The following is an 18,244-nucleotide window of genomic DNA, read 5'->3' on the forward strand; positions in this document are numbered from 1 at the left end:
GTCCCGCGCGCCTTGGCCCCGTCAGGCCCCATGCGACCTGTCATACCCGTTCACAGCCGGGCTTTCCCATCCCTCCAAAGCCCCGGATGGCGGCGCGAAAACCTCGACAAGCAACGGATGACATGCGGCAACGTCCGAGGAATGTTCGGACGAACAATCGCCGCCCGGACAGGCGCTGAGACTTCCCAACAGGTCGATTTCAGCAAAAAACTCCAGATAGTCGCCCGGTCGGACGGGGGACGCTTTCATGAAATACTGCCCGGTGTCCCTGGTGAACCCTGTACACATGAAAACGTTCAGAACGTCATGCACCAACGGCTCGGCCTCATCGAGGGGGATGGACAGGTGGTCCGCCAGGCTGCGGGTCAGGTTGGAATGGCAGCAATGATGGTATTGCGACCCGCTCAGCAGGTTGCCCGTATACGGATCGCATCGCGTACCGATCACGTCATGCACCGCCCCGCCAAACTCGTCAATGCCATACCAATCCAGCGTATCGGTCACGATCGTCGCCATGGGACGCAAAGCGGGAAAGCTGGACCACATTCGTTCACCGGATGTCAGGTGAGTGCCGTGCAGGGCGCGGGTCTTGCCCGAATAGAACCGCTCGGACAGGTTGGCCCGGTTCCACAGGTTCAGGTCCCCGACCTGCGGGCCTTCGACCGATGTAATGCGAAAGAACTGCCCAGCCGGAACCTCGAAACACCGCGCATCGCGCGGGGGAACCAGGGTTTCACCCGTTTTGGTCGCCTGCCGCCGCGCCCGGCGCAACATATCCAGGTTCGGGGCCGGTACGGTATCGTTGGGGTAACAGATGACGGGCGCAATCGCGCGGCGCGCGGCCGCATCGGGTGGAGGTGTTGTCATGGTCGCAAGGTCCGCTGTCCTGTAATCGGGTCATTCCGCCTGACCTTGCAGGAAACACCCGGCCTGCGTCTAGGGCTTGCCCTTGAGGCAGATCGAAGGTTGTTCGGCAGAATGCGAAACCGCACCACAAAAGGCGCAGGACCATTTGCCTTCGTGGCGGTGAAGCCGCCAGCGGCACTCGCGCGTCAGAGAGGATGTGCGGGAACGCCAGACGAAATAGGCGAAGACCCCGGCAGCAAGAAGAAGGATCAGGACAGGCATCCCTGTGGATCGCCTATCCCGTTGACGAATTCAAGGCCGGCGGTCTGGCAAGCCGCGCCGCCGGAACCTGACATGCAATATGGTTCTGCTTAAGCAGCGTTTGCGTATTCGAACAGTTCCGGTTCGTGTTCGGCTGCGGGCACTACGGGTTCGGGCGTGTAATAGGCCCAGGCCTGTTCCAGCAGTTCCAGAGCTTTGGCTGCGTCATCCACGGATTTCTTGGTTTTGGTATTCATCAGAGTGACCCCGTTTCGATCGTATCACTCCTCCCTGATGCGAGCATATGCCTGTCGCCTGACAATGACAGCGCATATTTTTGCAAACGGGCCATGCACTTGCCGCAATGCGGCAAGTGCCGGATTTTACCGTGCCTAAACGGTGCGGTCGATCATCATCTTCTTGATTTCCGCGATTGCCTTGGCCGGGTTCAAACCCTTGGGACAGGTCTTGGCGCAGTTCATGATCGTGTGGCAGCGATACAGTTTGAAGGGGTCTTCAAGCTGATCCAGCCGTTCGCCCGTCGCCTCGTCGCGGCTGTCGATGATCCAGCGATACGCATGCAAAAGGGCCGCCGGGCCAAGATACTTGTCGCTATTCCACCAATAGCTGGGGCACGAGGTCGAACAGCTTGCACACATGACGCATTCGTACAGACCGTCCAGCTTTTTGCGGTCTTCGATCGATTGCTTCCATTCCTTTGCCGGGCGGTTGGTCTTGGTTTCCAGCCACGGCATGATGCTGGCATGCTGGGCATAGAAATGGGTCAGGTCCGGGATCAGGTCCTTGACCACTTCCATATGCGGCAACGGGTAGATTTTCACGTCGCCCTTGATTTCATCCATGCCGTAGATACAGGCCAGCGTGTTGATCCCGTCGATATTCATCGCGCAGGACCCGCAAATACCCTCGCGGCAGGACCGGCGGAAGGTCAGGGTCGCATCGACCTTGTTCTTGATGTAGATCAGCGCATCCAGGACCATCGGGCCGCAATCGTCCATATCGACGAAATACGTATCGACCCTGGGGTTTTGCCCGTCATCCGGGTTCCAGCGATAGATCTTGAACTTGCGGACATTGCTGGCGCCTTCGGGCTTGGGCCATGTCTTGCCGGTGGTGATACGCGAGTTCTTGGGGAGGGTCAGTTGTACCATGGTTCCTCTCCTTAGAATGTACGCGCTTTGGGCGCGATTTTCTGCAGGCTGATGCCACCTTCGTCTTCGGTCGTCAGCGGATCAGCAATGACCGGGCGATAGCTGAGATCAACCGCGTTGCCGTCGACACGCGACACCGTGTGAACGCGCCATTTCTCGTCATCGCGTTCTGCGAAGTCCTCGTGCGCATGAGCCCCACGAGATTCCTTGCGCGCCTCGGCGCTGACGATGGTGGCGAGCGCGCTGGGCATCAGGTTGGTCAGCTCAAGCGATTCCATCAGGTCGCTGTTCCAGACCAGCGACCGGTCCGTGACCTGCAGGTCGTCCATCTTGGCCGCGATGGCTGTCATCTTGTCGACGCCTTCGGCCATGGTCCTGGCCGTGCGGAAGACGGCCGCATCTGCCTGCATCGTCTTTTGCATCTCAAGCCGCAGATCGGCCGTTGGAATTGCGCCGCTGGCGTTGCGCACCGCGTCAAAGCGATCAAAGGCCTTGTCAACGGATGCCTGGTTCAGAACCGGGTTCGGTGCCTCGGAATCGACGACCTTGCCCGCCCGGATCGCGGCCGCGCGGCCAAAGACCACAAGGTCGATCAACGAGTTCGACCCAAGGCGGTTGGCCCCGTGGACCGAGGCGCAACCGGCCTCGCCCACCGCCATCAAGCCCGGCACGACGGCTGTCGGATCGGCCTCGGTCGGATTGAGAACCTCACCCCAGTAGTTCGTCGGGATGCCACCCATGTTGTAATGCACGGTCGGCAGAACCGGGATCGGTTCCTTCGTGACATCCACACCTGCGAAAATCTTGGCCGACTCGGAAATGCCGGGCAGGCGCTCTGCCAGGGCCTCGGCGGGCAGGTGGCTGAGGTTCAGGTGGATATGATCCCCGTCCTTGCCAACACCGCGACCTTCGCGGATTTCCATTGTCATGGATCGCGAAACATAGTCGCGCGGGGCGAGGTCCTTGTACTGGGGCGCATAACGCTCCATGAACCGCTCGCCTTCAGAGTTGGTCAGGTAACCGCCTTCGCCGCGTGCGCCTTCGGTAATCAGGCAGCCCGAGCCGTAGATGCCGGTCGGGTGGAACTGAACGAATTCCATATCCTGCAGCGCCAGGCCCGCGCGGGCAACCATACCGCCACCGTCGCCGGTACAGGTATGCGCCGAGGTCGCGCTGAAATAGGCGCGGCCATAACCGCCGGTGGCCAGAACAACCATCTTGGCGTTGAAGACATGCATCGTGCCATCGTCCAGCTTCCAGCAGACGACGCCCTGACATTGCCCGTCCTCGGACATGATCAGGTCGATGGCGAAGTATTCGATATAGAACTCGGCGTTGTTCTTCAGCGACTGGCCATACAGGGTGTGCAGGATCGCGTGACCGGTCCGGTCGGCGGCGGCACAGGTCCGCTGTACGGCGGGGCCTTCGCCGAACTCGGTGGTGTGGCCGCCGAACGGGCGCTGATAGATCTTGCCCTCTTCGGTGCGGCTGAACGGCACACCGTAATGTTCCAGTTCATAGACGGCTTTGGGCGCTTCGCGCGCCAGGTATTCCATCGCGTCCGTGTCACCCAGCCAGTCCGACCCTTTGACGGTGTCGTACATGTGCCACTGCCAATGGTCGGGCCCCATGTTCGACAGGGATGCCGCGATACCGCCCTGCGCCGCGACGGTGTGCGAGCGCGTCGGGAACACCTTGGTTACACAAGCCGTGCGCAGACCCTGTTCGGCCATGCCCAGCGTGGCACGCAGACCGGCACCACCGGCGCCGACAACGACCACGTCATATTCATGCGTTTCATATTCGTATGCTGCTGTCATCGTTCTTGTTCCTTACCGCACGAATTACAGGGCGAGCTTGACGAGGGCGAAAAGCCCGGCGGCAATCAACGTGTACGAAAAGGCCGCGACACCCATCAGCGCCAGCTTTTCGGCAACCCCGTGGACATAGTCCTCGATTGCCATCTGCGCTTCTCGCATCAGGTGTTTGACGACCACGACAAGGGTCAGTGCCGTCACGATGGCGGGAAACGGACGGCTGTAATAGGCCAGAACATCGTCGTAGCTGCCGCCCAGCGCGCAACCGAAGGTGAAGACGAACAAAGGCACAAGAATGACAAGAGCGGTAGAGCTGACCATCATCTCCCAGTGGTGATGAGTGCCCTGACGGCCGGCACCAGTCCCTTGCGCGCGTTTACGGTCGGTGAGGTATTGCATGGCCATATTCCTTATACCACCAAAGCTGTGATGATCGTCAGGACGGTTGCCAGAACGAACATGCCGATGCCCAGTTTCTCGGCGACCGAAACGTCCAGGCAATAACCCAGGTCCCAGATGACGTGACGCAACCGTCCAAGCATGTGGTAAAAGATGGCCCAGGTGGCGCCGAACATGACCAGATCACCCAGCCAGCTTCTGATCAGCGTGTCGATAAAGGCAAAGGCGCTTTCGGACGTTGCGGCGGCCAGCAGCCACCAAACGACAAGCGCAGACAGGATCAGCGCCGCAATTCCCGTGATCCGGACCATGATCGACGACGCGGACGTCATTTGCGGTCGGTAGATCGTCAAGTGTGGCGATAGCGGGCGGTTTCCCCGTTTTACATCGGCCATGGCGGCTCCTTTGCGGTTGGCTACCGAAGGTTTTACTGTTTTTTGTGACCCTGTCACGCGCTGCAGGTGCAAAAAAGGGCCAAATTGCCGCAAAAACACGGATAAAGCCCTTTTGTGATCACGAGAAATAATGCCGTGATCACAAAAATGGACGGCAGTCCGCAATGTTAGCGTTTTCAGCGCGCCGGGCGGGTCAGCCCGATTCCTCGGTCAGGTCATCTGACCTCTGCTGTTTGCTGTGTCACCTCACGCAGCAGCTTTCGGCGGATTTTCTCGGGGTAATCCTCAAACCCCGAGGCCGAGACCACGAACGCGCCCTCACCCACGATCACGTTCTCAAAGAAATAGGCGGTCAGTTCGGGTTCGCTTTCCTCAATCGCGATTGCGTTCACGGTTATGTCGCGGCGTCGCAGCGCGCCGTGAACCGAGGACGGCTCGACCCCTTCGTTGGATACGCCGTCACCGGACAGGTCGATCAGGTGGCGCGCGCAGGGGCCTACGGCATCAAAGCTGGCCATTGTCATTTCCAGTGCCTCACCGATGGCGGTCGAGAAATTGCGCCAGGTCCGCGGCGTGGATGCGACCTGGTCGGCAAAACCGTCAAGCTTGACAAAGCTGTCCACTTGCGTCCAGGGAATGGACACCGTCTGACGCGAAGACCCGGTCCATTGCACCAGCATCAGCATGGCCTGCCCGCGCACCAGCGCCTCAGAGACAACCGGATCGCGCAGACCCGCCGCAAGGCCGTCCATCTGAACCCGGAATTCGCTGCCATCGACCGACCCTGACACATCCACCGCCAAGGCCAGGGCAAGATCGCAGGCGCCCGCAGGCTGTGCGATGCAAAAGACGGCGGCGACAAAGTTGCAGACCCGGTTCATGGTCGCAGGGTATCACGAAAAACCGGACCTGCGTTCACTTGACCGTCAACGCAGCCCTCAACCGCCTGCCCGCCCCAGTCAGGTCGGCATCAGCGCCCAATAATCGAGGTCCAGCAGAACGTCGGGATTGTACCGCCCCTCGGCGTTGCGCAGATCAAAGGGCGCGCCACCCTTGGTTGCGACCAGCCGCAGTCGCAGCGCGCCGACACCCGGAACGCCCGTTTCCGCCTTGTCCAGCACCTCGGACCAGGCCTTGATCGTGTCACCCGCAAAACAGGGATTGGCATGCGCGCCGCCATTCAAGCCGACAATCATCTGTGCGTTGGCCAATCCGTTGAAGGAAAGCGCCCGCGCCATCGAGATCACATGGCCCCCGTAAATCAGACGGCCATCGGGCCGGAATGTCAGGTCAAAATGAACCTTGGCTGTATTCTGCCACAGGCGCGTGGCCAGCATATGCTCGGCCTCTTCCACCGTCACGCCATCGACGTGATCTATGGTTTCGCCGATCACGTAATCGCCCCAGCGATGCGCCTCGCCCGCCAGCGCGAAATCGTAGCCCGAAAAATCCAAACCGTCGGGAATCGCCAGGTCCCCCGGCGCCAACACTGCCTTCAGATCGGGCACGACGGTTTCAGGGGCCGATGCACCAAGGTCCGATTTCCGCACCATCACCCAGCGTACATATTCGATCACCACCTCGTCGCGCTGATTCAAGCCGCGGGTGCGGACCCAGACCACGCCTGTCTTGCCGTTCGAATTCTGCTTGAGACCGATCACCTCGGACTCGGCCCGCAGGGTGTCGCCAGGGTAAACCGGCATCAGCCAGCGGCCCTCGGCATATCCCAGGTTGGCCACCGCGTTCAGCGAGATATCGGGAACGGTCTTGCCGAAGACGACGTGAAACGCCGCCAGATCGTCGATCGGGCTTTTCGGCAACCCGCAATTCCGAGCGAATTCGTCCGAGGAATACAGGGCGTGGCGCGCAGGATACAGCGCGTGGTACAACGCGCGCTCGCCATCTGTCACCGTGCGCGGCACCGCGTGGTGCAGTATCTGCCCGATGGAATAATCCTCGAAAAATCGGCCTGGATTGGTTTTTGCCATCATTGCTGTCCCAGTTTCATGTCAGGTGAATAATCCGCGTCCACATCCTTGGTCACGGCCTGCGCGCAGCGCATCACGCCGCTGGCCGCGTCAAAGGCATAGGACGGCGCGCCATGCAACGCCCACCCTTTTGCCAAGGCGTCCGAGACCTTGTGGCAGAAGGCCGACGTGTCCTCTTCGGTCAAAAGCCGGTACAGTTTGGCCATGCGATCATCTCCTTACGATGGAAAGGGCGACGGACCGACAAGCCCATGCACGTAGCCGATAATGCCAAGCAGCACGATCGAGGCGACAAAGAACATCGCGTCCTTGCCATAGGTGCCGGGCGCAGGCGGGGTCCAGTCGGGTTCCGAGCGGTTGATCACGATCACTTCGACCACAGCCCAGGCCAGCAACCCGCCAAACAGGATGATCGAGGCCAGGTCGCCATTGACCAGCAGATGCGCAAAGGCCCACAATTTGAACCCGCCCAACATCGGGTGGCGGAATTTGTTCAGTATCCGGCCCTTGGTTCCGGCGGGGCTCATCATCCAGATCGCGATCAGCACCAACAGGTTGTTGATGTGGACCATGAACACCGGCGGCGCCCAGACATGGATGAAATCGGTCATGCGATAACCGAAGATCATCAGCAAAATCGCGATGACCAGCGCACCGGCGACCGCGCCCCGACCGGCCGCGCCCATGGCTGCGCGCCGTTCCGGCATTGCACGTTGGAACAGATGCGCGGCCCACCACAGCGCCACCCCAAGGATCAGAAGAACAAAGCCCATTGCTGGCCTACCCCGCTTCCAAAGATACTATCGCCTCTGCTTTTGCCAGAATTTCACGCGCAGTTACAACGTGCAGATTTTCCACGATCTTGCCATCGACCACGGCAACCCCCTGCCCCTGCGCCTCGACCTCTTCAAACGCGGCGATCTGACGGCGGGCAAGATCGACTTCGGCCTCGGACGGGGCGAATGCGGCGTTGGTGATATCCACCTGCGCCGGGTGGATCAGCGTCTTGCCATCAAACCCCATGTCCCGACCCTGTGCGCATTCCGCGGCCAGGCCCTCGTCATCCTTGAAGGCGTTATAGACACCGTCCACGATGATCAGACCTTCGGCCTTGGCAGCCAGCAGGCACAGGCCCAGCGACGGGATCAAAGGCAGCCGGTCCGCGCGAAAGCGCGTCTGCAATTCCTTTGCCAAGTCGTTGGTTCCCATCACGAACCCAGCCATCAGCGGGTGCGCGGCAATCTCGGCTGCGTTCAACATGCCCCGGGGGGTCTCCATCATCGCCCAGATTGGCAGGTCGCCGGTAATCGCCGCCAGCGCGTCCACATCGGCGGCCGCGTTCACTTTGGGCAGCAGGACGACATCAGCATCCATTTCGCGCAGGGCCTCGGCATCGGCGCGGCCCCATTCGGTATCCAGCCCGTTGATACGGACGATCCTGATGCGCGAGCCATAGCCCCCGGCGGCCAGTGCCGCCTTTAGGGTTTCGCGCGCATTGTCCTTTTCATCCGCCGCAACGGCATCTTCCAGGTCAAAGATAATCGCGTCGACCGGCAGGGTGCGGGCCTTGTCCAATGCCCGATCTTTTGAGCCGGGGATATAAAGAACGGAGCGATAAGGGCGCTGACGCGGATCCATGGGAGCCTCTTGTTGAAATAATGTTGCGCAGAATGGGGCATTTTTCTCAGGAAAGTTCAAGGGCAAAATCGCCGCAATGCAGCATAGACCGCGCAACGCGCGTTGCCTTAATCGGATTTATGCCCCGCACAGCCAGGCTGAGTGCAGTTTGAACCAATGGGGATTGAAGATGCAGAAGCTGCTGTTCAAGATGACGATGGGGCTGGGGATCGCGGTGCTGGCAGCACAGCAGGTTCAGGCCCGAACCTGTGCCGCGCGCGATGATGTCGTAACACGGCTGGCCGAGACCTATGGCGAAACGCGCCGCGGGATCGGGATTGCCCGGCAGGGCGCCGTCATGGAGCTTTTCGCTTCGGACGAAACCGGGACCTGGACGATCACCGTGACGCTGCCGGACGGGATGATGTGCCTTGTGGTCTCGGGGCAGGCTTATGAAGCGGTGGCCGGGGCGCTGCCCCCAAATGCCTGACACTCAGGTCAGCGCGTCCCAGATCAGCTTGCTGCCGGTGATGGTCAGCAGAACGTAGGTGATGCCGAAAAACAGGCGTTCGGACAGGATCGAATGTGCCCGGACGCCCAGCCATGCGCCCAGTATGGCAAAAGGCGCCAGTAACACATCTGCCCAGGCCGTATGCAGCGTGAACATGCCCAGATAGGCATAGGGCACAAACTTTGCGACATTGATGGCCCAGAACACCAACACGGTCGAGGCCTGAAACTCGGTCTTTGTCAGGCGCTGGGACAAAAGATAGACCGCAGCCGGCGGCCCACCGGCGTGGCTGACAAAACTGGTAAACCCTGCAACCAGGCCGGCAAACAAACCAGCGGGCGGCGGCAGGCGGTTGGCAAAGCCCCGAATCCAGCCCCGCGACTGGGCCATGTGCCAAAGAACAAAGCCGACCGATATGCCACCGATCAGCAACCTCAGCAGATCGGCGTCGGTCGCACGGTAAAGCCACGCGCCAAGCGCCACGCCCGGTAGCGCGCCCAGCACCAACAGGAGTGAATCCGTCCAGCTCCATTTCTTCCAATATGGTCCAAGCGTTGCCAGGTCGATGACCATCAGGATCGGCAACATCAGCGCAAGCGCCTGCCCCGGCTCAAGGATCAGCGCCAGAATCGAAGACGACGCAAAGGCGACGCCGGACCCGAAACCACCCTTGGAAATGCCTGCAAAAACAACAGCAGGGATCGCCACAGCAAAAAACATCAGGTTCAGTTCGAACATGCAGGCGGTCCCGAATTGGCTTGTTTGCAAGCGCTTTAGCGCAATCATCGCAGCAGACGCAAACGGTATGCGGTCGCATGCCGCGCCGCAGAACCCTTGCGCCACGTTGATTTAGCGACTAGCAAAACCGCGATTTTGACACCCATCGGAGATATTCCAAATGGCCAGACCCAAGATCGCGCTGATTGGCGCAGGTCAAATCGGCGGCACGCTCGCCCACCTCGCAGCAATGAAAGAACTTGGTGACGTTGTCCTGTTCGACATCGCCGAGGGCACCCCGGAAGGCAAGGCGCTGGATATCGCCGAATCCGGCCCGTCGGAAGGTTTTGATGCCAAGCTGAAGGGCACCCAGTCATATGCCGATATTGCGGGCGCGGATGTCTGCATCGTGACCGCCGGTGTGCCGCGCAAACCGGGCATGAGCCGCGACGACCTGCTGGGCATCAACCTGAAGGTCATGAAATCGGTTGGCGAAGGTATCGCCGCCAACGCGCCTGACGCGTTCGTCATCTGCATCACCAACCCGCTGGACGCGATGGTCTGGGCCCTGCGCGAATTCTCGGGCCTGCCCCACAACAAGGTCTGCGGCATGGCGGGCGTTCTGGATTCGGGCCGTTTTGCGCATTTCCTTTCGGAAGAATTCAACGTCTCGATGCGCGACGTCACCGCCTTTGTTCTGGGCGGCCATGGCGACACCATGGTGCCGTCGGTGCGCTATTCGACCGTTGCCGGTATCCCGCTGCCCGACCTGGTCGAAATGGGCTGGACCACGCAGGAAAAACTGGACGCCATCGTTCAGCGCACCCGTGACGGCGGCGCCGAGATCGTTGGCCTGCTGAAAACCGGCTCGGCCTTCTATGCACCGGCCACATCGGCAATCGAAATGGCCGAGGCCTATCTGAAAGACCAGAAACGCGTTCTGCCCTGCGCCGCCTATTGCGATGGCGAACTGGGCGTGAAGGGCATGTATGTCGGCGTTCCGACCGTGATCGGCGCAGGCGGCATCGAGCGGGTCGTCAACATCAAGCTCAACGAAGAAGAGCAGGCTGGCTTCGACAACTCGGTCAACGCCGTCAAAGGCCTGATCGAGGCCTGCAAGGGCATCGACAGCTCGCTGGCTTGATCCGGTCAGATCGCGCATTTTCGAACCGGCCCAGGATTGGGCCGGTTTTTTGACCTCTGCATCTTTGTCCTGCCAGCCCCTGACCTGTTGGCGCTATCGTCCAGATCGGCATGATTTCCGACACGCGGGCCTGATTGTCGAATCATCACATGCCCGCACCTGGCTTTGTGATCACACCCCAAAAACCTGTGATCACAAAAACCGAAAATCTTCGGTAAAAACCTCTTCCACGTCAAAAAACCCTTTAAACTTGCCCCTTAGACACGCCTATAACGGTTCAATCGTAGTCAGACGGGACAGTTTCGATGAATATTCACGAATATCAGGCCAAAGCTCTTTTGCGCAGCTATGGCGCTCCGGTCTCCGACGGTCGCGCAGTTCTGCGCGCCGAGGAAGCCAAAACCGCAGCCGGTGAACTGGATGGGCCGCTTTGGGTCGTCAAGGCGCAGATCCACGCAGGTGGACGCGGCAAGGGGTCTTTCAAAGAGGCCGACGCCGGTGAAAAAGGCGGCGTCCGTCTGACCAAATCGGTGGAAGAAGCCGCCGAAGAAGCCAAAAAGATGCTGGGCCGCACGCTGGTCACGCATCAGACCGGCCCCGCAGGCAAACAAGTCAACCGCATCTATATCGAGGCCGGTTCCGGCATCGAGCGAGAACTGTACCTGGCGCTGCTGGTCGATCGCCAGACCAGCCGCATCTCGTTCGTCTGCTCGACCGAAGGCGGCATGGACATCGAAGAAGTGGCTGCCGCGACGCCCGAGAAAATCCTGTCCTTCTCGGTTGATCCCGCGACGGGCTATCAGGCCTATCACGGCCGTCGCATCGCCTTCTCGCTGGGTCTGGAAGGCGCACAGGTCAAGCAATGCGTCAAGCTGATGGGTCAGCTGTACCAGGCCTTCGTCGAGAAGGACATGGAGATGCTGGAGATCAACCCGCTGATCGTATCCGACAGCGGCGACCTCAAGGTATTGGACGCCAAAGTCGGCTTTGACGGCAACGCGGTCTACCGCCACCCCGACATCGCCGAACTGCGCGACACGACCGAGGAAGATCCCAAGGAACTGGAAGCCTCGAAATACGACCTGAACTACATCGCGCTGGATGGTGAGATCGGGTGCATGGTCAACGGTGCCGGTCTGGCGATGGCCACCATGGATATCATCAAGCTGTACGGTGCCGAGCCTGCCAACTTCCTCGACGTCGGCGGCGGCGCGACCAAAGAGAAAGTGACCGAGGCGTTCAAGATCATCACCTCGGACCCGCAGGTCAAAGGCATTCTGGTCAACATCTTCGGCGGCATCATGCGTTGTGACGTCATCGCCGAGGGCGTTGTCGCCGCGGTGAAAGAGGTCGGCCTGAAGGTCCCTCTGGTCGTGCGTCTGGAAGGCACGAATGTCGAGAAGGGCAAAGAGATCATCAACACCTCTGGCCTGGACGTGATCGCGGCGGACAACCTGAAAGACGGTGCCGAGAAGATCGTTAAGGCGGTCAAAGGCTGATCCCAAATTCCGCAGGGTGGGTTTCGGCCCACCTTCCCGAAGAATTCTGGCAGGCAGCGGCCCGCCTAAAACAGGAGAACGCCAAATGGCAGTCCTCATCGACGAAAATACCAAAGTGATCTGTCAGGGCTTTACCGGCTCGCAGGGCACATTCCACTCTGAACAAGCCATCGCCTATGGCACCAAGATGGTCGGCGGTGTGACCCCCGGCAAAGGTGGGATGACCCATCTCGACCTGCCCGTTTTCAACTCGGTCCACGAAGCCAAGCACGTGACCGAAGCCAATGCCTCGGTGATCTATGTGCCACCGCCGTTTGCCGCGGATTCGATTCTCGAAGCGATTGATGCCGAGATGGAGGTGATCGTCTGCATCACCGAAGGCATCCCGGTTCTGGACATGATGAAGGTGAAGCGCGCGCTGGAAGGCTCGAACTCGCGTCTGATCGGCCCGAACTGCCCCGGTGTCATCACGCCGGATGCCTGCAAGATCGGCATCATGCCCGGCCACATCCACAAGCGCGGCTCGGTCGGCGTTGTGTCCCGTTCGGGCACGCTGACCTATGAGGCCGTCAAACAGACCACCGATGTGGGTCTGGGCCAGTCCACCTGCGTGGGCATCGGCGGCGACCCGATCAAAGGCACCGAGCATATCGACGTGCTGGAATGGTTCCTGGCCGATGACGAAACCGAATCGATCATCATGATCGGTGAGATCGGTGGCTCGGCCGAGGAAGAAGCCGCGCAATTCCTGGCGGATGAGGCCAAGAAGGGCCGCAAGAAGCCGACCGCCGGTTTCATCGCAGGCCGCACAGCCCCTCCGGGCCGCCGCATGGGCCACGCGGGCGCAATTGTCGCCGGCGGCAAGGGCGGTGCCGAGGACAAGATCGAAGCCATGCGCTCGGCCGGTATCGTCGTGGCTGAAAGCCCGGCGCAGCTGGGTGAGGCTGTGCTGGAAGCGATTGGCTGATGACAGACCGACTCTCCACAGGCGCTGAGGGCAGCGCCCGACCCTGGGTGGGTGCTGAAAGCGCCCTCCCGGGGGGAGGGTCGGGCGCTGCCCGGCGTTGCCGCCGGGAGGGTGGGTATTAATGGGACCAAAGCAAGCGATATCGACAGGCTTCCGTAAGGCTTTTGTCTCTTCGGGCAGTGCTTCGCGCGCTGAGTTTTGGTGGTTTGCACCTGTTGCTTCTGTTCTACCTATTTCTGTAGCACTGCATCTTGATTGGCGCGTTTCCCTAAGCTGGGGAATTGGACAGCCTTTTGTTGTGATAATGGCTTCACTGCTGTTGCTTTCGGCGATGAGCCGACGCCTTCAGGATACTGGTGAAGACGGTTACCAGGCCATTTTTCCCTTCATGCCTATCGTTGTCTTCTGGCTCGGATATCAGTTGGTTCTTGGGTTCAGCCTGCTTATCGGCGGGCCAATTCTCTGGCTCATTCTGGCTTTTTTGACCCTTTTACCAGCATTTTTGGCATCTCTGGTGGTAAGTGTGATGGTTACCTCCAGTATTATTGGAATGATGATCGTCGCATCCGATCCAGGTGAAAATCGGTTTGGAGTTCCTAGCGGAGCTTTGCCTTCATGACCTTCTCTGACGCCATCCGCATCTGTTTCTCCAAGTTCTTCACCTTCTCGGGGCGGGCTTCCCGCCCCGAATACTGGTTCTTTTTCCTGTTCATCGTGATCTGGAACATCATCGCCGGGATCATCGACTGGCAATTCTTCACGCAGGTCGCCGTGACCGAAACAGAAACATCCAAATCCGTCACCGCCACCTCGACAGGCCCGGTGCAGAGCATCGTCAGCCTGATTGTGTTCTTCCCGCATCTGGCCGTCGCGTGGCGGCGGATGCATGATACAGGGCGCAGCGGGCTTTATGCCTTGCTGCCGATCCTTTTGATCCTTGGCGCGCTGGCGGTTCTGGTCTTTGGCATCGGTTTGGCCAGCCAATTCCACGGCGGCACACTGGACATTCTGTTTACCCGTGCCACGCTGCTGGTCGTCCTTCCAACGCTGATTGTTCTGATTGTCTCGCCGCTTTTGGTGCTGTGGTGGCTGACGCGCCCCGGCCAGCCGGGCGCCAACCAATACGGCCCCAACCCGCAGGAGGTCGCGCCTTGACCCCGCATCGGCAAAACTGCAATTGCACGTCCCTTTGGGACGGAAAGGATCAATAAGATGGTTCTGGTCTGCCATGAACATCGGTTTGTCTACCTCAAGACAACCAAGACCGCCGGAACCTCGGCCGAAATGGTTTTGCAGCCCCTGTGCGAAGAGCCGGGGCTGGAACTGACTCACGCGGTCGAGACGCGGGTTTCGAAATACGGCGTCGTCGGAGCGCGCGGGCCCGACGTTCTGCGGACCAAGCCGAAATGGCAGTTCTGGCGCAAATACCCCTGGTACAACCACATGCCCGCCAGAGAGGTTCGCTCGAATCTCGGGGCAAAGACGTTTGACGCCTATTCAAAGATTGCCGCGGTCCGAAATCCGTTTGACCGGGCCGTGTCCGATTTTCACTTCAAGAAATCCCGCCGCGGCCTGCCGTCCGAGGACACCAAGACAGAGCTTGCGCAATTCAGAGAATTCATTCTGTCCGAAAACTGGACCAACAACTGGGCGATCGTGTCGATCAAGGGGCAGCTTGTTGTCGACCAATTTGTACGCAAGGAACACCTGATGGCCGACCTTGCGGCAATTTTCGCAGGCTTCGGCCTTCCTACCGATGACTTCGACGTGCCACACACGAAATCAATGGCCAAGCGCAGAAAAAGCATTCCCGTCAAAGAATATTTCGATCCCGCCACGATCGAAGTGGTCCGACGAAAAATGGCGTGGGTATTTGACGCCGTGGATTACCCCGACAGCCCGCAAGACTGAAACCAGCAACGCAACCGAACACCGACTTGAGGTCCAAAAATGACCGAACAAACGCCCAACACCGCTTTTCACGCCTCGAGCTTCATGCAGGGGCACAATGCTGAATACCTTGAGCAGCTCTACGCTCAGTACACCAAGAATCCGGGGGCGCTGGATGCGGCCTGGGCCGAATTCTTCCGGCAACTGGGGGACGCGACCCCCGATGTTCAGAAAGAAGCCGAGGGGCCGTCCTGGGCGCGAACCGATTGGCCACCGGCCCCCAATGATGACCTGACCGGGGCGTTGACCGGGCAATGGGCGGAAACCGATGCCAAGGCTGCGGGCAAAAAGATCAAGGACAAGGCGGCGGCAACCGGGGTCGAAGTCAGTGACGAGCAGATCAAGCGCGCTGTTCTGGATTCGATCCGCGCCCTGATGCTGATCCGTGCCTACCGTATTCGGGGTCACCTGGTGGCCGATCTGGACCCGCTGGGCATGCGTGCCGTCACGCCGCACCCCGAGCTTGATCCCAAGACATATGGCTTTACCGATGCCGACATGGACCGGCCGATCTTTATCGACAACGTGCTGGGCCTGCAGATGGCCAGCATGCGCCAGATCGTCGAGATCGTGAAACGGACCTATTGCGGCACCTTTGCGCTGCAATACATGCATATCTCGAATCCGGAAGAGGCCGCGTGGCTGAAAGAACGGATCGAAGGGTACGGCAAGGAAATCGCCTTTACCAAGGAAGGCCGCAAGGCGATCCTGAACAAGATGGTCGAGGCGGAAGGGTTCGAGAAGTTCCTGCACGTCAAATACATGGGCACCAAGCGCTTTGGCCTCGACGGTGGCGAGGCGCTGATCCCGGCGATGGAACAGATCATCAAACGCGGCGGCGCCCTGGGTCTGAGCGATATCGTCATCGGCATGCCGCACCGCGGCCGTTTGAACATCCTGGCCAATGTGATGGGCAAGCCCTATCGCGCCATATTCAACGAATTCCAGGGCGGCAGCTTCAAGCCAGAAGACGTGGATGGTTCGGGTGACGTGAAATATCACCTCGGTGCCTCCAGCGACCGTGAGTTTGACGGCAACAGCGTACACCTGTCGCTGACCGCGAACCCCTCACACCTTGAGGCGGTGAACCCGGTGGTACTGGGCAAGGTTCGTGCCAAGCAGGATCAGCTGAACGACACTGACCGCACCAAGGTCATGGGCATCCTGCTGCACGGTGATGCGGCCTTTGCCGGTCAGGGCGTCGTGGCCGAGGGCTTTGGCCTGAGCGGCCTGCGCGGTCACAGGACCGGCGGCACCATGCATATCGTGGTGAATAACCAGATCGGCTTTACCACCGCGCCGCACTTCTCGCGCTCCAGCCCGTATCCCACGGATATCGCGCTGATGGTCGAAGCCCCGATCTTTCACGTCAACGGCGACGACCCCGAGGCGGTTGTTCACGCCGCCAAGGTCGCGACCGAGTTCCGGCAGAAGTTCCACAAGGACGTGGTCATCGACATCTTCTGCTATCGCCGGTTCGGGCATAACGAGGGCGACGAGCCCATGTTCACCAACCCGATCATGTACAAGCGGATCAAGACGCATAAGACCACGCTGTCGCTGTATACCGAACGGCTGGTCAAGGACGGCCTGATCCCCGAAGGCGAGATCGAGGATATGAAAGCCGCCTTTCAGGCCCATCTGAACGATGAGTTCGAAGCCGGCAAGGACTACAAGCCCAACAAGGCCGACTGGCTGGACGGGCGCTGGTCGCACATGGACAAAAGCAAAGAAGAATATGTGCGCGGTGAAACCGCGATCACGCCGGAAACCCTGGCCCAGGTCGGCGCGGCGCTGACGCATACACCGGACGGTCTTGCCATTCACAAGACAGTCGGGCGTTTGCTGGACCACAAAAAGCAGATGTTCGAAACCGGAACCGGGTTCGACTGGGCAACCGGCGAGGCGCTGGCCTTTGGCTCTTTGCTGACCGAAGGTTACCCGGTTCGCCTGTCCGGGCAGGACGCGACCCGCGGCACGTTCAGCCAACGCCACTCGGGCTTTGTCCACCAGGAAACCGAGGAACGGTATTACCCGCTCAACAACATTCGGGCCGGGCAAGCACAGTACGAAGTCATCGACTCGATGCTCAGCGAATACGCGGTGCTTGGGTTCGAATATGGCTACTCGCTGGCCGAACCCAACGCGCTGACCCTGTGGGAAGCGCAATTCGGCGATTTTGCCAATGGCGCGCAGATCATGTTCGACCAGTTCATCAGCTCGGGTGAATCGAAATGGTTGCGCATGTCCGGTCTGGTCACGCTGTTGCCGCACGGGTTCGAAGGGCAAGGCCCCGAACACTCGTCGGCGCGTCTGGAACGGTTCCTGCAGATGTGCGGCCAGGACAACTGGATCGTGGCGAACTGTACGACGCCTGCGAACTATTTCCACATCCTGCGCCGTCAGCTGCACCGGACCTTCCGCAAGCCGCTGATCCTGGTGACGCCGAAATCGCTGCTGCGCCACAAGCTGGCTGTCAGCACGGCCGAGGATTTCACCACCGGGTCAAGCTTTCACCGGGTGCTGTGGGATGATGCGCAGCAGGGCAATTCGGACACCAAGCTGGCGGCTGACACCAAGATCAAGCGCGTGGTTCTGTGCTCGGGCAAAGTCTACTACGACCTGCTGGAAGAGCGGGATGCGCGTGGCATCGACGATGTCTACCTGATGCGGATCGAACAGTACTATCCGTTCCCGGCGCATTCGCTGATCAACGAGCTTGAGCGTTTCAAAGGCGCCGAGATCGTGTGGTGCCAGGAAGAACCCAAGAACCAAGGCGCCTGGACCTTTATCGAGCCCAATATCGAATGGGTGCTGACCCGTATCGGCGCCAAAAATACCCGGCCGCGTTACGTCGGCCGCGCAACCTCGGCCTCGCCCGCGACGGGTCTGGCCAGCCAACACAAAGCCCAACAAGAAGCGCTGGTCGACGAAGCGCTGAGCATTGAAGGAAAATAATCG

20 protein-coding genes are annotated in these 18,244 nt (G+C 60.0%); 8 read left to right on the forward strand and 12 right to left on the reverse strand.

Going from position 1 to position 18,244, the window contains the following annotated elements:
* Positions 1-21: 21 nt before the first annotated feature.
* The 11 genes from ACXAG8_RS16460 to ACXAG8_RS16510 form a co-directional block, all read right to left on the reverse strand.
* Positions 22-867, reverse strand: coding sequence for an urea carboxylase-associated family protein (locus ACXAG8_RS16460; protein WP_475229194.1), 846 nt, complete (start codon positions 865-867; stop codon positions 22-24).
* A gap of 350 nt (positions 868-1,217) precedes the next feature.
* Entirely contained in the window at positions 1,218-1,364 is a 147-nt protein-coding gene (locus ACXAG8_RS16465) for a hypothetical protein (protein ID WP_475229197.1), read from the reverse strand.
* Between the two features lie 135 nt (positions 1,365-1,499).
* A complete protein-coding gene (locus ACXAG8_RS16470) occupies positions 1,500-2,279 on the reverse strand; it encodes a succinate dehydrogenase iron-sulfur subunit (RefSeq protein WP_475229200.1) in 780 nt (259 codons plus the stop codon).
* Between the two features lie 11 nt (positions 2,280-2,290).
* Positions 2,291-4,099: a succinate dehydrogenase flavoprotein subunit gene (gene sdhA / locus ACXAG8_RS16475; protein ID WP_475229203.1), complete on the reverse strand. Its 1,809-nt coding sequence runs from the start codon at positions 4,097-4,099 to the stop codon at positions 2,291-2,293.
* A gap of 24 nt (positions 4,100-4,123) precedes the next feature.
* Positions 4,124-4,495, reverse strand: coding sequence for a succinate dehydrogenase, hydrophobic membrane anchor protein (locus ACXAG8_RS16480; RefSeq protein WP_475229206.1), 372 nt, complete (start codon positions 4,493-4,495; stop codon positions 4,124-4,126).
* An 11-nt stretch (positions 4,496-4,506) separates the two neighbouring features.
* Positions 4,507-4,890, reverse strand: a complete 384-nt coding sequence (sdhC, locus tag ACXAG8_RS16485) for a succinate dehydrogenase, cytochrome b556 subunit (protein WP_475229209.1) — start codon at positions 4,888-4,890, stop codon at positions 4,507-4,509.
* Between the two features lie 215 nt (positions 4,891-5,105).
* Positions 5,106-5,771: a DUF1194 domain-containing protein gene (locus ACXAG8_RS16490; RefSeq protein ID WP_475229216.1), complete on the reverse strand. Its 666-nt coding sequence runs from the start codon at positions 5,769-5,771 to the stop codon at positions 5,106-5,108.
* Positions 5,772-5,849: 78 nt separating this feature from the next.
* The gene (locus ACXAG8_RS16495) at positions 5,850-6,878 is read right to left on the reverse strand and encodes a MaoC family dehydratase (RefSeq protein ID WP_475229397.1); all 1,029 of its coding nucleotides are present in this window, start codon (positions 6,876-6,878) and stop codon (positions 5,850-5,852) included.
* A complete protein-coding gene (locus ACXAG8_RS16500; RefSeq protein WP_475229223.1) occupies positions 6,878-7,084 on the reverse strand; it encodes a DUF1737 domain-containing protein in 207 nt (68 codons plus the stop codon). The genes ACXAG8_RS16495 and ACXAG8_RS16500 overlap by 1 nt, the downstream gene beginning before the upstream one ends.
* Positions 7,085-7,096: 12 nt before the next feature.
* A complete protein-coding gene (locus ACXAG8_RS16505; protein ID WP_475229226.1) occupies positions 7,097-7,651 on the reverse strand; it encodes an NnrU family protein in 555 nt (184 codons plus the stop codon).
* A gap of 7 nt (positions 7,652-7,658) precedes the next feature.
* Positions 7,659-8,516, reverse strand: a complete 858-nt coding sequence (locus tag ACXAG8_RS16510; protein WP_475229229.1) for an HpcH/HpaI aldolase/citrate lyase family protein — start codon at positions 8,514-8,516, stop codon at positions 7,659-7,661.
* A gap of 169 nt (positions 8,517-8,685) precedes the next feature.
* Between ACXAG8_RS16510 and ACXAG8_RS16515 the strand changes: the two genes are divergently transcribed.
* Positions 8,686-8,985 (forward strand): hypothetical protein, encoded by a 300-nt coding sequence (locus ACXAG8_RS16515; RefSeq protein WP_475229236.1) that lies wholly within the window; start codon positions 8,686-8,688, stop codon positions 8,983-8,985.
* A 3-nt stretch (positions 8,986-8,988) separates the two neighbouring features.
* On the opposite strand, the gene ACXAG8_RS16520 is transcribed toward ACXAG8_RS16515, so the two are convergent.
* Positions 8,989-9,744 (reverse strand): sulfite exporter TauE/SafE family protein, encoded by a 756-nt coding sequence (locus tag ACXAG8_RS16520; RefSeq protein WP_475229242.1) that lies wholly within the window; start codon positions 9,742-9,744, stop codon positions 8,989-8,991.
* A gap of 160 nt (positions 9,745-9,904) precedes the next feature.
* Between ACXAG8_RS16520 and mdh the strand changes: the two genes are divergently transcribed.
* The 7 genes from mdh to ACXAG8_RS16555 all read left to right on the forward strand — a co-directional run bounded on the left by mdh (position 9,905) and on the right by ACXAG8_RS16555 (position 18,241).
* Positions 9,905-10,867, forward strand: a complete 963-nt coding sequence (mdh, locus tag ACXAG8_RS16525; protein ID WP_475229245.1) for a malate dehydrogenase — start codon at positions 9,905-9,907, stop codon at positions 10,865-10,867.
* Between the two features lie 305 nt (positions 10,868-11,172).
* A complete protein-coding gene (gene sucC, locus ACXAG8_RS16530) occupies positions 11,173-12,366 on the forward strand; it encodes an ADP-forming succinate--CoA ligase subunit beta (protein ID WP_475229250.1) in 1,194 nt (397 codons plus the stop codon).
* An 85-nt stretch (positions 12,367-12,451) separates the two neighbouring features.
* Positions 12,452-13,333: a succinate--CoA ligase subunit alpha gene (sucD, locus tag ACXAG8_RS16535; protein WP_010443702.1), complete on the forward strand. Its 882-nt coding sequence runs from the start codon at positions 12,452-12,454 to the stop codon at positions 13,331-13,333.
* A gap of 121 nt (positions 13,334-13,454) precedes the next feature.
* Positions 13,455-13,952, forward strand: coding sequence for a DUF805 domain-containing protein (locus ACXAG8_RS16540; protein ID WP_475229260.1), 498 nt, complete (start codon positions 13,455-13,457; stop codon positions 13,950-13,952).
* Positions 13,949-14,488 (forward strand): DUF805 domain-containing protein, encoded by a 540-nt coding sequence (locus ACXAG8_RS16545; RefSeq protein WP_475229263.1) that lies wholly within the window; start codon positions 13,949-13,951, stop codon positions 14,486-14,488. Before ACXAG8_RS16540 ends, ACXAG8_RS16545 begins: the two co-directional genes overlap by 4 nt.
* Before the next feature lie 57 nt (positions 14,489-14,545).
* The gene (locus ACXAG8_RS16550; RefSeq protein ID WP_475229266.1) at positions 14,546-15,244 is read left to right on the forward strand and encodes a sulfotransferase family 2 domain-containing protein; all 699 of its coding nucleotides are present in this window, start codon (positions 14,546-14,548) and stop codon (positions 15,242-15,244) included.
* A 39-nt stretch (positions 15,245-15,283) separates the two neighbouring features.
* The gene (locus ACXAG8_RS16555) at positions 15,284-18,241 is read left to right on the forward strand and encodes a 2-oxoglutarate dehydrogenase E1 component (RefSeq protein ID WP_475229269.1); all 2,958 of its coding nucleotides are present in this window, start codon (positions 15,284-15,286) and stop codon (positions 18,239-18,241) included.
* Positions 18,242-18,244: the final 3 nt, after the last annotated feature.

Source organism: Ruegeria sp. ABD4_443 (assembly GCF_056160865.1).